This is a genomic window from Pseudomonas sp. NPDC089918, assembly GCF_050280605.1.
Taxonomy (GTDB): domain Bacteria; phylum Pseudomonadota; class Gammaproteobacteria; order Pseudomonadales; family Pseudomonadaceae; genus Aquipseudomonas.
Window position 1 is genome coordinate 1 of the sequence record NZ_JBNNVP010000077.1, and the last position, 13,777, is coordinate 13,777.

Consider the following 13,777-nt stretch of genomic DNA (forward strand, 5'->3'; position numbering starts at 1 on the left):
AAAGGCATGCAAGGGCTGCTGGAACAGGCCGATGGCGGCACTCTGTTTCTCGATGAAATCGGTGACATGCCCCTGCCCCTGCCCAAAGAACGCGTTACCGAAGCGTTCAAGATCATCCTGTCCGACACTAACGTCGCTGCAGTATTGGTCAACATCTTCGGCGGCATCGTTCGTTGCGACATGATTGCCGAAGGCATCATCGGCGCTGTGAAAGAAGTCGGCGTGAAAATCCCGGTTGTTGTTCGCCTTGAAGGCAACAACGCTGAGCTGGGCGCTAAAGTACTGGCAGAAAGCGGTTTGAACATCATCGCTGCTACCAGCCTGACCGACGCTGCTCAACAAGTTGTCAAAGCTGCGGAGGGCAAATAATGAGCGTCCTGATCAATAAAGACACCAAAGTTATCTGCCAGGGTATTACCGGTTCGCAAGGTAGTTTCCACACCCAGCAAGCCATCGAGTACGGCACCAAGATGGTTGGTGGTGTAACTCCAGGCAAAGGCGGCACCGAACACCTGGGTCTGCCAGTGTTCAACACCGTGAAAGATGCTGTAGCCGCCACTGGCGCCACCGCCAGCGTGATCTACGTTCCAGCTCCTTTCTGCAAGGACTCCATCCTGGAAGCAGCATTCGGCGGCATCAAGCTGATCGTTTGCATCACTGAAGGCATTCCTACCCTGGACATGCTGGATGCCAAGGTCAAGTGCGACGAGCTGGGCGTAGTCCTGATCGGTCCTAACTGCCCAGGCGTGATCACTCCAGGCGAATGCAAGATCGGCATCATGCCAGGTCACATTCACTTGCCAGGCAAGGTCGGTATCGTTTCCCGTTCCGGCACCCTGACCTACGAAGCTGTGAAGCAGACTACTGACGCCGGTTTCGGTCAGTCGACTTGCGTCGGCATCGGTGGTGACCCGATCCCGGGTTCGAACTTCATCGACATCCTGAAGCTGTTCCAGGAAGACCCGATGACCGAAGCGATCGTGATGATCGGCGAGATCGGCGGTTCGGCTGAAGAAGAAGCGGCTGCCTACATCAAGGCACACGTGACCAAACCGGTTGTTTCCTACATCGCTGGTGTGACTGCTCCTCCGGGCAAGCGCATGGGCCATGCTGGCGCAATCATCTCTGGCGGCAAAGGCACTGCAGACGAGAAGTTTGCTGCCCTGGAAGACGCAGGCGTTAAAACCGTGCGTTCGCTGGCAGACATCGGCAAGGCTTTGTCCGAGCTGACCGGTTGGGCGATCAAGTAAGCCTCGCGCTTAACTGACGCTTCGCCAAACAAAGGCCACCTTCGGGTGGCCTTTGTCGTTTCCGGGTGATCGTTCCCACGCTCTGCGTGGGAATGCCGCCAGGGGCGCTCCGCGTTCCGCCTTTGAATGTGACGCGGAGCGTCATGGGATGCATTCCCACGCAGAGCGTGGGAACGATCTGTGCCAAGGTAGGAAAATTAGGTATGTAAACGCGACATTGAAATGTCGCGTATCGGATAGTTCGCCCTGTAACAGTGCGTTTGTCGTGCAAATTCGTTAGGCTAGCAGCCATTTTTGCGTCCGCGGCCCACAAGGCAGCGACGCGCTAAACGGGTTAGTCCTATACGGGCCGACAGCATTTCCCTCACCCATAAGGGAAATCCCTCTCTAAATTCCGATTCAGTAGTGTGGTATTTCCTTAATGAAAGTGTTGAAAGGCCAGGACATCCTGGCACTGGGTTTTATGACATTTGCCCTGTTCGTCGGGGCTGGCAACATCATCTTCCCGCCTATCGTCGGTTTGCAGTCCGGGCCTAATGTCTGGATGGCGGCGCTGGGTTTTCTGATCACGGCGGTTGGTTTGCCGGTGATCACCGTTGTCGCCCTGGCCAAGGTCGGTGGTGCAATGGATGCCTTGAGCAGCCCGATCGGTAAAGTCGCTGGTGGCCTGCTGGCAGCCGCGTGCTACCTCGCTGTCGGCCCGTTGTTCGCGACGCCGCGCACCGCGACCGTGTCGTTCGAAGTGGGCCTGGCGCCGCTGACTGGCGAGAGCCCGCTGGCGTTGTTTCTCTATAGCTCGGTGTACTTCCTGCTGGTGTTCTTCATCTCGCTCTACCCGGGCCGCCTGCTCGATACCGTAGGACGTTTCCTCGCACCGCTGAAGATTATCGCCCTGGCCGTTCTCGGCATCGCCGCGTTTGCATTGCCGGCCGGTGATATCGGCGTGGCCACGCCTGAATATGTCGCAGCACCGTTCTCCCAGGGCTTTATCAATGGTTACCTGACCATGGATACCCTGGGTGCGCTGGTATTCGGCATTGTCATTGTCAATGCGATCCGCTCCCGTGGCGTGGAATCACCAGCGCTGATCACCCGTTACGCGATCATCGCCGGTCTGATTGCCGGCGTGGGCCTGGCGCTGGTTTACGTCAGTCTGTTCCGTCTCGGTTCGGGCAGCCATGAAGTGGCCGCCGGTGCTGCCAACGGCGCGGCGGTATTGCACGCGTATGTTCAACACACGTTTGGTTCGTTGGGCAGCGGCTTCCTTGCTGTACTGATCTCCCTGGCCTGCCTGGTTACAGCGGTCGGTCTGACGTGCGCTTGTGCCGAATACTTCAGCCGTGTACTGCCACTGTCCTACAAGACGCTGGTGATCATCCTGGCTGCGTTCTCCCTGTTGGTGTCCAATCTGGGACTCACCAAGCTGATCGCGTTCTCGATCCCGGTGCTGACCGCCATCTACCCGCCGTGCATCGCCCTGGTAGCGCTGAGCTTCTGCAAGGACTTCTGGCATGAGCAGGGCCGCATCGTCGGTCCGGTGATGCTGGTGTCGTTCATCTTCGGTCTGATCGATGCCCTCAAGGGCGCCGGTCTGGCCGATTGGATGCCGACCCAGCTGACTCACCTGCCACTGAGCGAGCAGGGTCTGGCGTGGCTGGTGCCGGCGGTCATGACCCTGGTGGTCGCGGTGGTCTGCGATCGTCTGCTGGGCAAGCGCGAAGAAGCGCTGGCTTAAGCTGCTTCACGGCCCGCCACAAGCGGGCCTCGAACTGCTTCCTGGCAAAAATGGAAATGCCCCGTATCAATCGATACGGGGCATTTTTTATGGCCGTACACAAATCTAATGTGGGAGCGGGCTTGCTCGCGAAGAGGGCTTAACATTCAATAGCGATATTGACTGGAAGTCCGCTTTCGCGAGCAAACCCGCTCCCACAGGATTTCGGTATTCCTCCTATACCTCACAAGGACCTGCATGTCGTTCATCCACACCAACATCATCCACATCCTCGCCGCGCTCTGGTTTGTTATCTGCTGGGGTGGCTACACCCGTTATGCGACATGGAAAGGCCGCGACACCGCGTGCCTGGCCAGCGTGTTGCACCTGTATCGCGAAGACTGGATGCGCCGCATGCTGTTGCGCGACAACCGCATTGCCGATGCCAGCGTGATCGGTAACCTGGAGCGCAATGCCTCGTTCTTCGCTTCCAGCACGCTGATTATCCTGGCCGGTATTCTCACGGTATTGGGTGCGTCCGACAGAGCTGTGTCGTTGCTGGCGGATATTCCGATGGTGCAACAGGCTTCCCAAGGGATGTCGGAGATCAAGTTGTTGTGTCTGGCGCTGGTGTTTGTCTATGCGTTCTTTACCTTTAGCTGGTGCATGCGTCAGTACAACTTTGCGGCGATTCTCGTGGGCTCGGCGCCGATGATCGGCGAGCGCCATGTGTCCGAGCAAGAGCGTAAAGCCTTTGCTTCTCGAGCCGCCCGTGTCATCTCCATGGCGGCCAACCAGTTCAACTTCGGGCTGCGTTCCTATTACTTTGGCATGACCATGCTGGCGTGGTTCGTCAGCCCCTGGCTGTTCATGTTGATGAGCGCCGGCGTCGTGCTGGTGTTGTATCGCCGCGAGTTTCACTCCGACGTTCTTGATGTGATGGTCTATACCCCTACGGAGGCGCCATTGCCTGAAGCAAACAAGGAGGCTGCTTGATGAGTATTCCGTTCTGGTGTGTGTTTATCAGCGCATTGTTGATTTTCGTGGCAAAGATCCCGGTGGCCAAAGCCATGAACGAGCAGGGTGGTTACAACAATCACCTGCCGCGCCAACAGCAGGCACAACTTACAGGCTTCGGTGCCCGTGCATTGGCAGCCCATCAGAACAGTTTCGAGGCGTTCATGATCTTTGCGGTGGGGGTGTTGATGGCGCACACCACGCAGACGGCGGGATGGCTGATCGATGCGCTGGCAATCCTCTTTGTGATCGCGCGCATCATATATCTGTTGTGCTATTGGGCGGACTTGGCCTGGCAGCGCAGCCTGGTGTGGTTCGTCGGCTTAGTGTGTTCGTTGTTGCTGATGATTAGTCCGACTTTTAGGACGATTTTGATCTAATACTGCATTGCAAACAAAAGCCGCAGACAAAAGAAAACCCGCACTTGGCGGGTTTTCTTTTAGCACTAAAAACGCTTTTAGTTTTTAGGTGCTTCTGGCGCGGCTTCTTTTGTCGCTGCTGCGTTAGATTCGGCCTGAGCTTTGGCAGCTTCGGCGTTTTCTTTTGCTGCCTCGTTCACTTTATCCTGAGCTTCACCCATTTTTTCCTGAGCTTGCTCAGCATGTTTGGTGGCATCTTGAGCTTTGTCCTCGGATTTTTTATCGCAGGCAGCGAGACCGAGGGAAGCGGTCAACATCAAGGCAATAGCTAAAGTCTTACGCATGGGGTGTTTCTCCTGATGGAAAGTATCTACTGGCCTTTCGAGCACAGCCGACAGCTTTAAGTTCCTCAATTCGTTCAGATATATAAGTTTGTTTTGCTGCGGAACTTTTACCCACTAGCCTGCTACTTTGCCCGGACACTAAGAAGAGTTTTATCAAATGGCCGAAAACCCCGTTTTTGAGCGTGCGACGCGATTCCTGTCGGCATTGCGGCATTGTCAGGTACTCGGCATGCGCGTTCACAGCGCCAGCAGCGAAGGATTGACGGTGATTCTGCCGTACAGCCCGCAGATCGTCGGCAATCCGCAAACCGGGGTGATTCATGGCGGAGCGTTGACCTCGCTGATGGACACCGCCTGCGGCATGGCTACCCTTTGCGTGCTGCCTGAGTTCGAAGTCTGTCCGACGCTCGACTTGCGGATCGACTACATGCACGCCGCCGAGCCGCACAAGGACGTGTACGGCTTCGCCCAATGCTACCGAGTGACCACCGACGTGATCTTTGCGCGCGGTTTTGCCTATCAGGACGACCCCGAGCAGCCTATCGCCCATGTGGTGGGCACCTTTATGCGCATGGGCAAGGGCATTAAAGGCACTAAAGGTTTTGGCGGCGCCATTGCTGGAGGTGCGAAATGACCGACACGTTCAAGGAGCAACTTCAACAGGCCCATGCGCAGGGGGACTACGCCTCTCTGCTGCACCTGATTCCTTACGCCAGACTGATCGGCGTCGAATGTTCGCGTGTCGGGGATGAACTGCTGTTTCGTCTACCGGCCAACAAAGACAACATTGGTAATCCTTTATTGCCAGCGATTCACGGCGGGGTGATTGCCGGGTTCATGGAGCTCTCGGCAGCACTGCACCTGCTGATCTTCACCGGCTCGCCCGGCGTGCCGAAGATTATCGACTTTTCCCTCGACTACCTGCGCGCGGGGCAGTTTCGCGATACCTGGGCCAGATGCCTGGTGTGCCGACAGGGGCGGCGGGTGGCAAACGTGGCGATTACCGCCTGGCAAAGCACTGAGGCCGAGCCCATTGCCACGGCCCGCGCTCACTTCAAAATCGAAGAGCCCTTGAAATCCTGATCTCAGCCCCCAACTCTGAGGACAACCCGCCGTCGACCTTCAAGGTCGCGGCTTATGCCATCTGATTGGAGTTTGATGACCATGAGTGTGGAAACTCAAAAGGAAACCCTGGGCTTCCAGACCGAGGTGAAGCAACTGCTGCACCTCATGATCCATTCGCTGTATTCCAACAAGGAAATTTTCCTTCGCGAATTGATCTCGAACGCCTCTGACGCTGTCGACAAATTACGTTTTGAAGCGCTGGCCAAGCCTGACTTGCTGGAAGGCGGCGCTGAACTGAAAATCCGTGTGAGCTTCGACAAAGACGCTAAAACCGTCACCCTCGAAGACAACGGCATCGGCATGAGCCGTGACGACGCGGTCACCCATCTGGGTACCATCGCCAAGTCCGGCACTGCCGATTTCATGAAACACCTGTCTGGCGATCAGAAAAAAGACTCGCACCTGATCGGTCAATTCGGTGTCGGTTTTTACTCGGCCTTCATCGTTGCCGATAAAGTTGACGTATTCAGTCGCCGTGCCGGCCTCGCTGCCAGCGAAGGCGTGCACTGGTCGTCCAAAGGCGAAGGCGAATTCGAAATCGCCACCGTCGAGAAGGCTGACCGCGGTACGCGCATTGTCCTGCACCTGAAGTCCGCTGAAGACGAATTCGCCGATGGCTGGCGTCTGCGCAACATCATCAAGAAGTACTCCGACCACATCGCTTTGCCAATCGAGCTGCCGAAAGAAGTGGCCGCTACCGAAGGCGAAGAGCAGCCGGCCGCCGAGTGGGAAACCGTCAACCGCGCCAGCGCCCTGTGGACTCGTCCTCGCACTGAAGTGAAAGACGAGGAATACCAGGAGTTCTACAAACACGTCGCTCACGATTTCGAGAACCCGCTGAGCTGGAGCCACAACAAGGTCGAAGGCAAGCTCGAGTACACCTCGCTGCTTTATGTGCCGACCCGTGCGCCATTCGATCTGTACCAGCGTGAAGCGCCGAAAGGCCTGAAGCTTTACGTGCAGCGTGTGTTCGTCATGGATCAGGCCGAGTCGTTCCTGCCACTGTACCTGCGCTTTATTAAAGGCGTGGTCGACTCCAACGACCTGTCGCTGAACGTGTCGCGGGAAATCCTGCAGAAAGACCCGATCATCGATTCCATGAAGTCGGCGCTGACCAAGCGCGTTCTGGACATGCTGGAAAAACTGGCGAAGAACGAGCCTGAGCAATACAAAGGCTTTTGGAAGAACTTCGGTCAGGTCATGAAAGAAGGCCCGGCAGAAGACTTCGCCAACAAAGAGAAAATTGCTGGTCTGCTGCGTTTCGCGTCCACTCAGGGCGACGACGGCGAGCAGGTTGTAGGTCTGGCCGACTACCTGGCCCGCGCCAAGGAAGGTCAGGACAAGATCTACTACCTGACTGGCGAAACCTATGCGCAAGTCAAAAACAGCCCGCACCTGGAAGTCTTCCGCAAGAAAGGCATCGAAGTGCTGCTGCTGACCGACCGCATCGACGAGTGGCTGATGAGCTACCTCAACGACTTCGACGGCAAGAGCTTTGTCGACGTGGCACGCGGTGACCTGGACCTCGGTAATCTGGATTCGGAAGAAGACAAGAAAGCCGCAGAAGAAGTCGCCAAGTCCAAAGAAGGCCTGGTTGAGCGTCTGAAGACGGCATTGGGCGACTCCGTTGCTGAAGTGCGGGTCTCCCATCGTCTGACCGATTCCCCGGCGATTCTGGCCATCGGCGAGCAGGACCTGGGCCTGCAAATGCGTCAGATCCTGGAAGCCAGCGGTCAGAAGGTTCCGGATTCGAAGCCGATATTCGAATTCAACCCGGCTCACCCGCTGATCGAGAAACTCGACAACGAGCAGAGCGACGAGCGCTTCGGCGACCTGTCGCACATTCTGTTCGATCAGGCGGCCCTGGCGGCCGGCGACAGCTTGAAAGACCCGGCCGCTTATGTGCGCCGTCTGAACAAGCTGCTGGTTGAACTGTCGGTTTAACCGCGTTGTAAAAAAACCCGCTTCGGCGGGTTTTTTGATCGTTCCCACGCTCTGCGTGGGAATGCCTCTAGGGACGCTCCGCGTCCAGTGACGCGGAGCGTCACGGGCTGCAACCACGCAGAGCGTGGGAACGATCAGCCGATCAATTACAGGGGCGTTGGCGGGCTTCGGTGTTTCGGCAATTCGATCCGCTCACTTTCCCCCGGCACTGTCGGCCAGTCCCCGGCCGCCCAGCGCCGACGTGCTTCATCGATTAATGCCGGATCACTGGCCACGAAATTCCAGTTGATCCGCCGTGGTCCATCCAGCGGCGCGCCGCCAAACAGCACGGCATGACAGTCGCTCTCGGCGAACAGTGTCATCTCTTCCCCGGCCGGCAACACCACCAGCGAGTGCGGTTCCAGCGGCTCGCCATCCAGTTGCGCTTCTCCGCTCAGCACATACAGTGCCCGTTCTTCATGCTCGGTGGGAATCAGCAATGTGGTCGCCGTTTGCAGGTTCAATTCGGCATACAGCGTAGGAGAAAGCACCGGGACCGGCGATTCGAGGCAAAAGCCTGAGCCCGCGATCATCCGTATCTTCACGCCAAGGTTATCGCTGACTGGCAGCGTGGCAGCCGGGTGGTGACTGTAATGTCCCGGACCGTGTTCACGATCCTTGGGCGAAGCCAGCCAGATCTGTAAGCCGTGCATCGTAAAGCCGCTGTCTTTCAATGGTTCGGGTGTGCGTTCGACGTGGGCGATTGCGCTACCCGCCGTCATCCAGCTGACATCGCCGGCATTCACCACCTGATCGGAACCGAGGCTGTCCTTGTGCTGGATTTGCCCTTCGAACAGGTAGGTGAGGGTGGACAGGCCGATGTGTGGATGCTGACGGATGTTCATGCCTTTGCCCGCCGGATAACGGGTTTCGAGCATGTGGTCGAAAAACACGAAAGGCCCGACGTTGCGGCATTTGGCTGACGGCAACGGGCGAAGAATCGGCTGGCCTTCGACATCTTCGGCGCGAGGGCGGATCACGAGTGGCGTGTTCATGGTGCATTCCAGGCTGAGCGGGTGACGCAGGGAGCATAACCCGCTTGCGCAGCCCTTGCCGCTATTGGCTGAACGCACCTTCGGACAGATGGGTTTCGATGCTGACTTCAGAGGTGGTCATCAGCTTGTGTACCGGGCAGCGGTCGGCCACGCGGTGCAACTCGTCACGCTGGGCGTCGGTGAGCACACCCTTGAGCGTGAGTTCGACGTGCAGGGCGTATTTGCCTTTCTGCTCTTCACTGTTGTCGCGCTTGACCTCAACCTCGACGCCCGTTAGCGGGATGTTCTTTTTCCTGGCGTACATTTTCAGCGTCAGGGCCTTGCAGGCACCGAGGGCTGCATCGAAGTAGTCGTGGGGTTCAGGCGCGGTGCCTTCGCCGCCAGAGGTTTTCGGCACATCGGCAAAGAGTTCGTGGTCATCGATCTGGACGCTGTGACGAAAACCTTCGGCGGAGACGGTATTGACGGTAACAGTCATAAGAAACCTCGCAGGCATTGGGAAAAGTCATTCGATCAAAAAAGACCCTGAAGTTATAGAGCATCCTTTCAAATTCGCGTTCCACTTTCTTGGCGGGGGATCCTGCCTCGTGCTGTCGCGAAGTGACCACAACATCTGTGGCGAGGGGGCTTGCCCCCGTTGGGTTGCGAAGCGACCCCGGGATTTCAAAGTTAAACCGCATGCAACGGGTTTACGACTGCTTCGCAGCCGAACGGGGGCAAGCCCCCTCGCCACAGGATTGTGTTTGGACCCAAGGTTGTCATCGTCCTGTCACCCCGGCGTCATACCCTCGCGCTCATCTCAATCAAGGAGCGCACCATGCACCTCTCCCGTTTAGCCGCCCTGGCCACAATGATGTTCGCCAGTGGTCTGGCCTGTGCCGAAGTCCGCGTCGAAGGCCCAGTGGAATACGGCGTGTTCGCTGGCCCCAAAGCCGAACTGCAATCGGGCGAGCGAGTTTTGCGCCGCAGCAATGAACAGATCCAGCAAACCGAAATTGTCCCCGCCAAACTCGGCACCAAGTTCGGTATGCGTTACCAGTTGGCCGGCAAGGTCGCCGAAGACCAACCGCTGACGTTGCTCTATTTCACGCCGGGCATCCGTACTCCGGATGGCGTGCGTCACGACAAACTGGAAGTGACTCAGAAACTGGTGCCCGGTGCTCCGCAGGACCTGATGGCCTTCGAGTTCACCGAAAGCCATGAAGTCGTTCCCGGTGAATGGCGTTTCATGGTGTTTCAGGGCGACCGTCTGCTGGCCCAGCAACGCTTTACCGTGCGCTGATCGCGCGCTCGTCCAACCAAATGCCAGACGAAAAAAAGCCCCGCGTTTGCGGGGCTTTCATGTTGGTGCGGATCAGCTGCCTTTGACCGTCTTGCCGTTGACCGTACCGTCGAGAAGCATGATGTTGTACTCCTTGCCGTCGGTTTCGACCTGTTGCAAACGGACCAGCAGGTAATCCCAGTCCTTGGCGAACCACAGGACGGTGATGCGCTTGCTTTGTGTCGGGTCGCGTACGCGCTCGACCTTGATTGCATCGATCTGGCCAGCCTTGGTGTCGACTTTTTCCGAACCCAGCACGCGGAAGTCATAGGTATCGACTTCGCCATCGTCGACGACCTGATAGCTCATGCTTTTCTTGCCAGCGGCGACGTCATGCTGCAGAGCCAGCTGATAAGTGGATTTATCGACCATGCCGCGGTTCAGCGGGATCTTGACCGCGTCACCGCGATCGGTGCCGGTGACCATTTTGGTGGTCCAGTCGAAGTCCAGGTCAGCCTTCTTGGCTTTGCCCAGACCGCCACGTTCGAAGTGGTAGGACTGCGGCAGCAGGGTGTCCTTGTCCAGGGTCAGGGTACTTTCTTCAGTCAGGCTGGCGATCATCATCGACGCCTTGAAACTGAGTTTCCAGACGCCGTTGGCTCCCTTGGTCAGGCTGCGTTCGGCGGTGCCGCTCATGGGCAGCTGTTTCCAGTCGGCGGTGTAGCTGGCGGAGAAAGGTTGAAGGTCTGCGGCCTGCGCAAACGGCAGGGCGAGCAGAGCGCAAGCGAAGAGCAGGGCGCGACGCATAAAATCTCCTAGGTTCGAATCAAGTGGCCGCTGGCCGCGAGTAACTGTCCGTCCAGTAAAGCACCTTGTTCGCCGAGTGATAAACGACCTTCGGCAAACCAGCGTACGGCCATCGGGTAGATCAGGTGTTCCTGGGTATGGACTCGCTGCGCCAGACTCTGCGGCGAATCGTGCAACTCTACCGGTATTACTGCCTGTACGACCAGTGGTCCGCCATCGAGTTCCTCGGTGACGAAGTGCACGGAACAGCCGTGTTCAGTGTCGGCGGCCTCCAGCGCGCGCTGATGAGTGTGTAACCCTTTGTATTTGGGTAGCAGCGAAGGATGGATGTTGAGCAGGCGACCCGCGTAGTGGCGCACGAAGTCAGCGCTGAGAATGCGCATGAAACCGGCCAGTACCACGAGTTTGGGGTTGAAGGCGTCGATCAGTTCGATCAGCGCGGCATCGAAGGCCTCGCGACCTTCGAAAGCCTTGTGATCCAGGGTGCGGGTGTCGATACCCGCGTCCCTGGCGCGTTGCAGGCCGTAGGCGTCGGCGCGGTTGGAGATCACCGCAGCGATGCGGGCCGGGCTGTCGCCGGTCCGCGTGCTGTCGATCAAGGCCTGCAAGTTACTGCCGGTGCCGGACAACAGCACCACCACATCACAGGTCTGGGACATCAATGAGCCTTGAGGTTCTTCAGTTCAACCTGGGCCGCGCCTTCGGCAGCGGTGGCGATCTGACCGATGACCCAAGGCTGCTCGCCGGCTTCGCGCAATACGTTCAGCGCAGTTTCAACGTGCTCTTGAGCAACGCAGATAACCATGCCGACGCCGCAGTTCAACACGCGATGCATTTCGTTTTCGTCGACATTGCCTTTCTCTTGCAGCCAGTCGAACACGGCAGGGCGAGTCCAGCTTGCAACGTCAACCACCGCTTGTGCGCCTTTTGGCAGAACGCGCGGGATGTTGTCCAGCAGGCCACCACCGGTGATGTGGGCCATGGCTTTGACGGCGCCGGTTTCCTTGATCAGCTTGAGCAGCGGCTTCACGTAGATGCGGGTCGGGGCCATCAGCAGGTCGGTCAGCGGTTTGCCGTCGAGCTGGATGTTTTCGATGTCTGCACCGGACACTTCGATGATCTTGCGGATCAGCGAGTAGCCGTTGGAGTGCGGGCCGGAAGACGGCAGGGCGAGCAGGGCATCGCCGGCAGCGACTTTGGAACCGTCGATGATTTCGGACTTTTCCACGACGCCGACGCAGAAGCCGGCCAGGTCATAGTCTTCGCCTTCGTACATGCCCGGCATTTCAGCGGTTTCGCCGCCGACCAGGGAGCAGCCGGACAGTTCACAGCCAGCGCCGATGCCGGTCACGACCTGGGTCGCGGTTTCGACGTTCAGTTTGCCGGTGGCGTAGTAGTCGAGGAAGAACAGCGGCTCGGCGCCGCAGACCACCAGGTCGTTCACGCACATGGCAACCAGGTCGATGCCGATGCTGTCATGCTTGTTCAGATTCAGCGCCAGGCGCAGCTTGGTGCCGACGCCGTCAGTGCCCGAGACCAGTACCGGTTGCTTGTAACCGGCCGGGATTTCGCAGAGGGCGCCGAAACCGCCCAGGCCGCCCATGACTTCCGGGCGCGCAGTGCGCTTGGCGACGCTCTTGATGCGTTCGACCAATGCTTCACCGGCGTCGATGTCTACACCGGCGTCCTTGTAGCTCAGGGAGGGTTGCTTGCTCATGATCCAGGCCTTTAGGGGGGATTCAGGGGTAACGACCGAGTCCAGTGGGACCGCCGAAACAGACGAAGGCGAGTGCCATCGGCGAATTTCAGGGTGCCCGGCTGTTGCCGGTCTGCGAAGGCGCGCGATTTTATCAGGCTTGAGGGGCAGCGGCCATCCTCGTGCCGACGGGCAGGGGCATATCGCGTTAAAAAAACCGATATTGCCCGTGTTGGTGGCGTCCCGGATGGCTGTATAAGGTATCGACATTAACCGTCTATCGTTATGACAGTGCGAAAACTTACCGGGATCGGGTGAATGTTTTGCCTGAACGTGTGGTCAACAGACCCTTGGTTCAATCATCTTCACGCGGTCTGTTCCAGCCGCTCTTGTCGTCAGGAATCTTTTTATGCGTTTTCTTAAATTCTTGTTCGTGGGCTGTTTAACCATGGTCAGCCTGACCGGTCATGCCGAAACCGTCAAAGGTCTCTATCAGGTACGCGAGCCTGTCAGCAGCCAGACACCGGAGGAGCGCGATCAGGCGACTCAGCGGGCGCTGGATACGTTGGTGTTGCGCCTGACCGGCGACCCCAAGGCGGCACAGAGCCCGGGTCTGGCGACCGTGCGCAAAGACCCTCAGCAGATCATCAGTCAGTTCGGCTATGAGGCCGGGCCACCGCAAGTGCTGAAAGTCGATTTCGACCCGGCCACCACTGAACAGGCCTTGCGGCGTGCCGGGTTGGCCGTATGGGGTGCCAATCGGCCGTCGATCCTCGGCTGGTGGTTGAACGATTCCACTGAAGGTTCGAGCCTGGTCGGCGATGGCCAAGCCAGCGCCACGCCACTGCTTCGAGCGGCGCAACATCGTGGTCTGCCGCTGCGTTTGCCGCTGGCGGACCTGGACGAGCAGATTGTCGCCACTGCGCCGAATCTGGAAAGTGCAGACCCGGCGCCGTTGCGTGACGCATCCGACCGTTACAATGCCGACGCTTTGCTGGCGGTGCATGCCCGTGAAGAGGGTGGCCAATGGCAAGCCAAGTGGCGTTTATGGTTGGGCGATCAGAAAGAAGCCGGTAGCGTGCAGGGCGCCGATACCGCTGCGCTGTCCGATGCGGTGATGCTGGCTGTCAGTCAACGCCTGGCGCCGCGCTTTGTCGCCAAGCCGGGTGCCTCGAGCGAGCAATTGCTGGAAGTGCAGGGGATGAGCCTGGAGCGTTATGCGACGC

General features: G+C 58.3%; 16 protein-coding genes. 10 read left to right on the top strand and 6 right to left on the bottom strand.

Annotated elements, in window-relative coordinates:
• The 5 genes from ACQKPC_RS29475 to ACQKPC_RS29495 all read left to right on the top strand — a co-directional run.
• Positions 1 to 369, top strand: a 369-nt coding sequence (locus tag ACQKPC_RS29475; protein ID WP_427628170.1) for a sigma 54-interacting transcriptional regulator, incomplete at its 5' end; no start/stop codon positions are given.
• Positions 369 to 1,250 carry a succinate--CoA ligase subunit alpha gene (gene sucD, locus ACQKPC_RS29480; RefSeq protein WP_427628172.1) on the top strand — a complete coding sequence of 294 codons (882 nt, stop codon included), beginning with the start codon at positions 369 to 371 and terminating at the stop codon, positions 1,248 to 1,250. The genes ACQKPC_RS29475 and sucD, both read left to right, overlap by 1 nt.
• A 421-nt stretch (positions 1,251 to 1,671) precedes the next feature.
• The gene (gene brnQ / locus ACQKPC_RS29485; protein ID WP_427628174.1) at positions 1,672 to 2,985 is read left to right on the top strand and encodes a branched-chain amino acid transport system II carrier protein; all 1,314 of its coding nucleotides are present in this window, start codon (positions 1,672 to 1,674) and stop codon (positions 2,983 to 2,985) included.
• Positions 2,986 to 3,222: 237 nt separating this feature from the next.
• On the top strand, positions 3,223 to 3,960 hold the full coding sequence (locus ACQKPC_RS29490; RefSeq protein ID WP_427628176.1) for a DUF599 domain-containing protein: 738 nt from the start codon (positions 3,223 to 3,225) through the stop codon (positions 3,958 to 3,960).
• Positions 3,960 to 4,361, top strand: coding sequence for an MAPEG family protein (locus ACQKPC_RS29495; RefSeq protein WP_427628177.1), 402 nt, complete (start codon positions 3,960 to 3,962; stop codon positions 4,359 to 4,361). Before ACQKPC_RS29490 ends, ACQKPC_RS29495 begins: the two co-directional genes overlap by 1 nt.
• A gap of 77 nt (positions 4,362 to 4,438) precedes the next feature.
• Here the strand turns inward: ACQKPC_RS29495 and ACQKPC_RS29500 are convergent, their stop codons facing one another.
• Positions 4,439 to 4,684, bottom strand: coding sequence for a hypothetical protein (locus tag ACQKPC_RS29500; protein ID WP_427628179.1), 246 nt, complete (start codon positions 4,682 to 4,684; stop codon positions 4,439 to 4,441).
• A 157-nt stretch (positions 4,685 to 4,841) separates the two neighbouring features.
• Here ACQKPC_RS29500 and ACQKPC_RS29505 point away from each other — a divergent pair, with 157 nt between their 5' ends.
• From ACQKPC_RS29505 to htpG, 3 genes are all read left to right on the top strand, one after another.
• Positions 4,842 to 5,318, top strand: a complete 477-nt coding sequence (locus tag ACQKPC_RS29505; RefSeq protein ID WP_007898969.1) for a PaaI family thioesterase — start codon at positions 4,842 to 4,844, stop codon at positions 5,316 to 5,318.
• Positions 5,315 to 5,767, top strand: a complete 453-nt coding sequence (locus tag ACQKPC_RS29510; protein WP_427628181.1) for a PaaI family thioesterase — start codon at positions 5,315 to 5,317, stop codon at positions 5,765 to 5,767. The genes ACQKPC_RS29505 and ACQKPC_RS29510 overlap by 4 nt, the downstream gene beginning before the upstream one ends.
• 81 nt (positions 5,768 to 5,848) lie before the next feature.
• The gene (htpG, locus tag ACQKPC_RS29515; protein WP_007898964.1) at positions 5,849 to 7,753 is read left to right on the top strand and encodes a molecular chaperone HtpG; all 1,905 of its coding nucleotides are present in this window, start codon (positions 5,849 to 5,851) and stop codon (positions 7,751 to 7,753) included.
• 146 nt (positions 7,754 to 7,899) lie between these two features.
• On the opposite strand, the gene ACQKPC_RS29520 is transcribed toward htpG, so the two are convergent.
• The gene (locus ACQKPC_RS29520; RefSeq protein ID WP_427628183.1) at positions 7,900 to 8,787 is read right to left on the bottom strand and encodes a pirin family protein; all 888 of its coding nucleotides are present in this window, start codon (positions 8,785 to 8,787) and stop codon (positions 7,900 to 7,902) included.
• Between the two features lie 61 nt (positions 8,788 to 8,848).
• Positions 8,849 to 9,265: an OsmC family protein gene (locus ACQKPC_RS29525; RefSeq protein ID WP_427628185.1), complete on the bottom strand. Its 417-nt coding sequence runs from the start codon at positions 9,263 to 9,265 to the stop codon at positions 8,849 to 8,851.
• Between the two features lie 339 nt (positions 9,266 to 9,604).
• Between ACQKPC_RS29525 and ACQKPC_RS29530 the strand changes: the two genes are divergently transcribed.
• Positions 9,605 to 10,069, top strand: a complete 465-nt coding sequence (locus ACQKPC_RS29530; protein WP_427628187.1) for a DUF3859 domain-containing protein — start codon at positions 9,605 to 9,607, stop codon at positions 10,067 to 10,069.
• Between the two features lie 72 nt (positions 10,070 to 10,141).
• Here the strand turns inward: ACQKPC_RS29530 and ACQKPC_RS29535 are convergent, their stop codons facing one another.
• The 3 genes from ACQKPC_RS29535 to purM are packed head-to-tail and all read right to left on the bottom strand — an operon-like array spanning position 10,142 to position 12,572.
• Complete coding sequence (locus ACQKPC_RS29535; RefSeq protein WP_008071499.1) at positions 10,142 to 10,855, bottom strand: DUF3108 domain-containing protein; 714 nt, start codon at positions 10,853 to 10,855, stop codon at positions 10,142 to 10,144.
• A gap of 8 nt (positions 10,856 to 10,863) precedes the next feature.
• Entirely contained in the window at positions 10,864 to 11,514 is a 651-nt protein-coding gene (gene purN / locus ACQKPC_RS29540) for a phosphoribosylglycinamide formyltransferase (RefSeq protein WP_427628189.1), read from the bottom strand.
• Entirely contained in the window at positions 11,514 to 12,572 is a 1,059-nt protein-coding gene (purM, locus tag ACQKPC_RS29545) for a phosphoribosylformylglycinamidine cyclo-ligase (RefSeq protein ID WP_008013877.1), read from the bottom strand. The genes purN and purM overlap by 1 nt, the downstream gene beginning before the upstream one ends.
• 388 nt (positions 12,573 to 12,960) lie before the next feature.
• Between purM and ACQKPC_RS29550 the strand changes: the two genes are divergently transcribed.
• On the top strand, positions 12,961 to 13,777 hold an 817-nt coding region (locus ACQKPC_RS29550; RefSeq protein WP_427628191.1), incomplete at its 3' end, for a DUF2066 domain-containing protein.

Excerpts from the sequence above, each read along its gene's own strand:
- ACQKPC_RS29535 (WP_008071499.1), bottom strand. The coding sequence starts at position 10,855 with ATGCGTCGCGCCCTGCTCTTCGCTTGCGCTCTGCTCGCCCTGCCGTTT.
- ACQKPC_RS29500 (WP_427628179.1), bottom strand. The coding sequence starts at position 4,684 with ATGCGTAAGACTTTAGCTATTGCCTTGATGTTGACCGCTTCCCTCGGT.
- sucD (WP_427628172.1), top strand. The coding sequence starts at position 369 with ATGAGCGTCCTGATCAATAAAGACACCAAAGTTATCTGCCAGGGTATT.
- ACQKPC_RS29505 (WP_007898969.1), top strand. The coding sequence starts at position 4,842 with ATGGCCGAAAACCCCGTTTTTGAGCGTGCGACGCGATTCCTGTCGGCA.
- htpG (WP_007898964.1), top strand. The coding sequence starts at position 5,849 with ATGAGTGTGGAAACTCAAAAGGAAACCCTGGGCTTCCAGACCGAGGTG.
- brnQ (WP_427628174.1), top strand. The coding sequence starts at position 1,672 with ATGAAAGTGTTGAAAGGCCAGGACATCCTGGCACTGGGTTTTATGACA.
- ACQKPC_RS29530 (WP_427628187.1), top strand. The coding sequence starts at position 9,605 with ATGCACCTCTCCCGTTTAGCCGCCCTGGCCACAATGATGTTCGCCAGT.
- ACQKPC_RS29510 (WP_427628181.1), top strand. The coding sequence starts at position 5,315 with ATGACCGACACGTTCAAGGAGCAACTTCAACAGGCCCATGCGCAGGGG.
- purM (WP_008013877.1), bottom strand. The coding sequence starts at position 12,572 with ATGAGCAAGCAACCCTCCCTGAGCTACAAGGACGCCGGTGTAGACATC.
- ACQKPC_RS29525 (WP_427628185.1), bottom strand. The coding sequence starts at position 9,265 with ATGACTGTTACCGTCAATACCGTCTCCGCCGAAGGTTTTCGTCACAGC.
- ACQKPC_RS29520 (WP_427628183.1), bottom strand. The coding sequence starts at position 8,787 with ATGAACACGCCACTCGTGATCCGCCCTCGCGCCGAAGATGTCGAAGGC.
- ACQKPC_RS29495 (WP_427628177.1), top strand. The coding sequence starts at position 3,960 with ATGAGTATTCCGTTCTGGTGTGTGTTTATCAGCGCATTGTTGATTTTC.
- purN (WP_427628189.1), bottom strand. The coding sequence starts at position 11,514 with ATGTCCCAGACCTGTGATGTGGTGGTGCTGTTGTCCGGCACCGGCAGT.
- ACQKPC_RS29490 (WP_427628176.1), top strand. The coding sequence starts at position 3,223 with ATGTCGTTCATCCACACCAACATCATCCACATCCTCGCCGCGCTCTGG.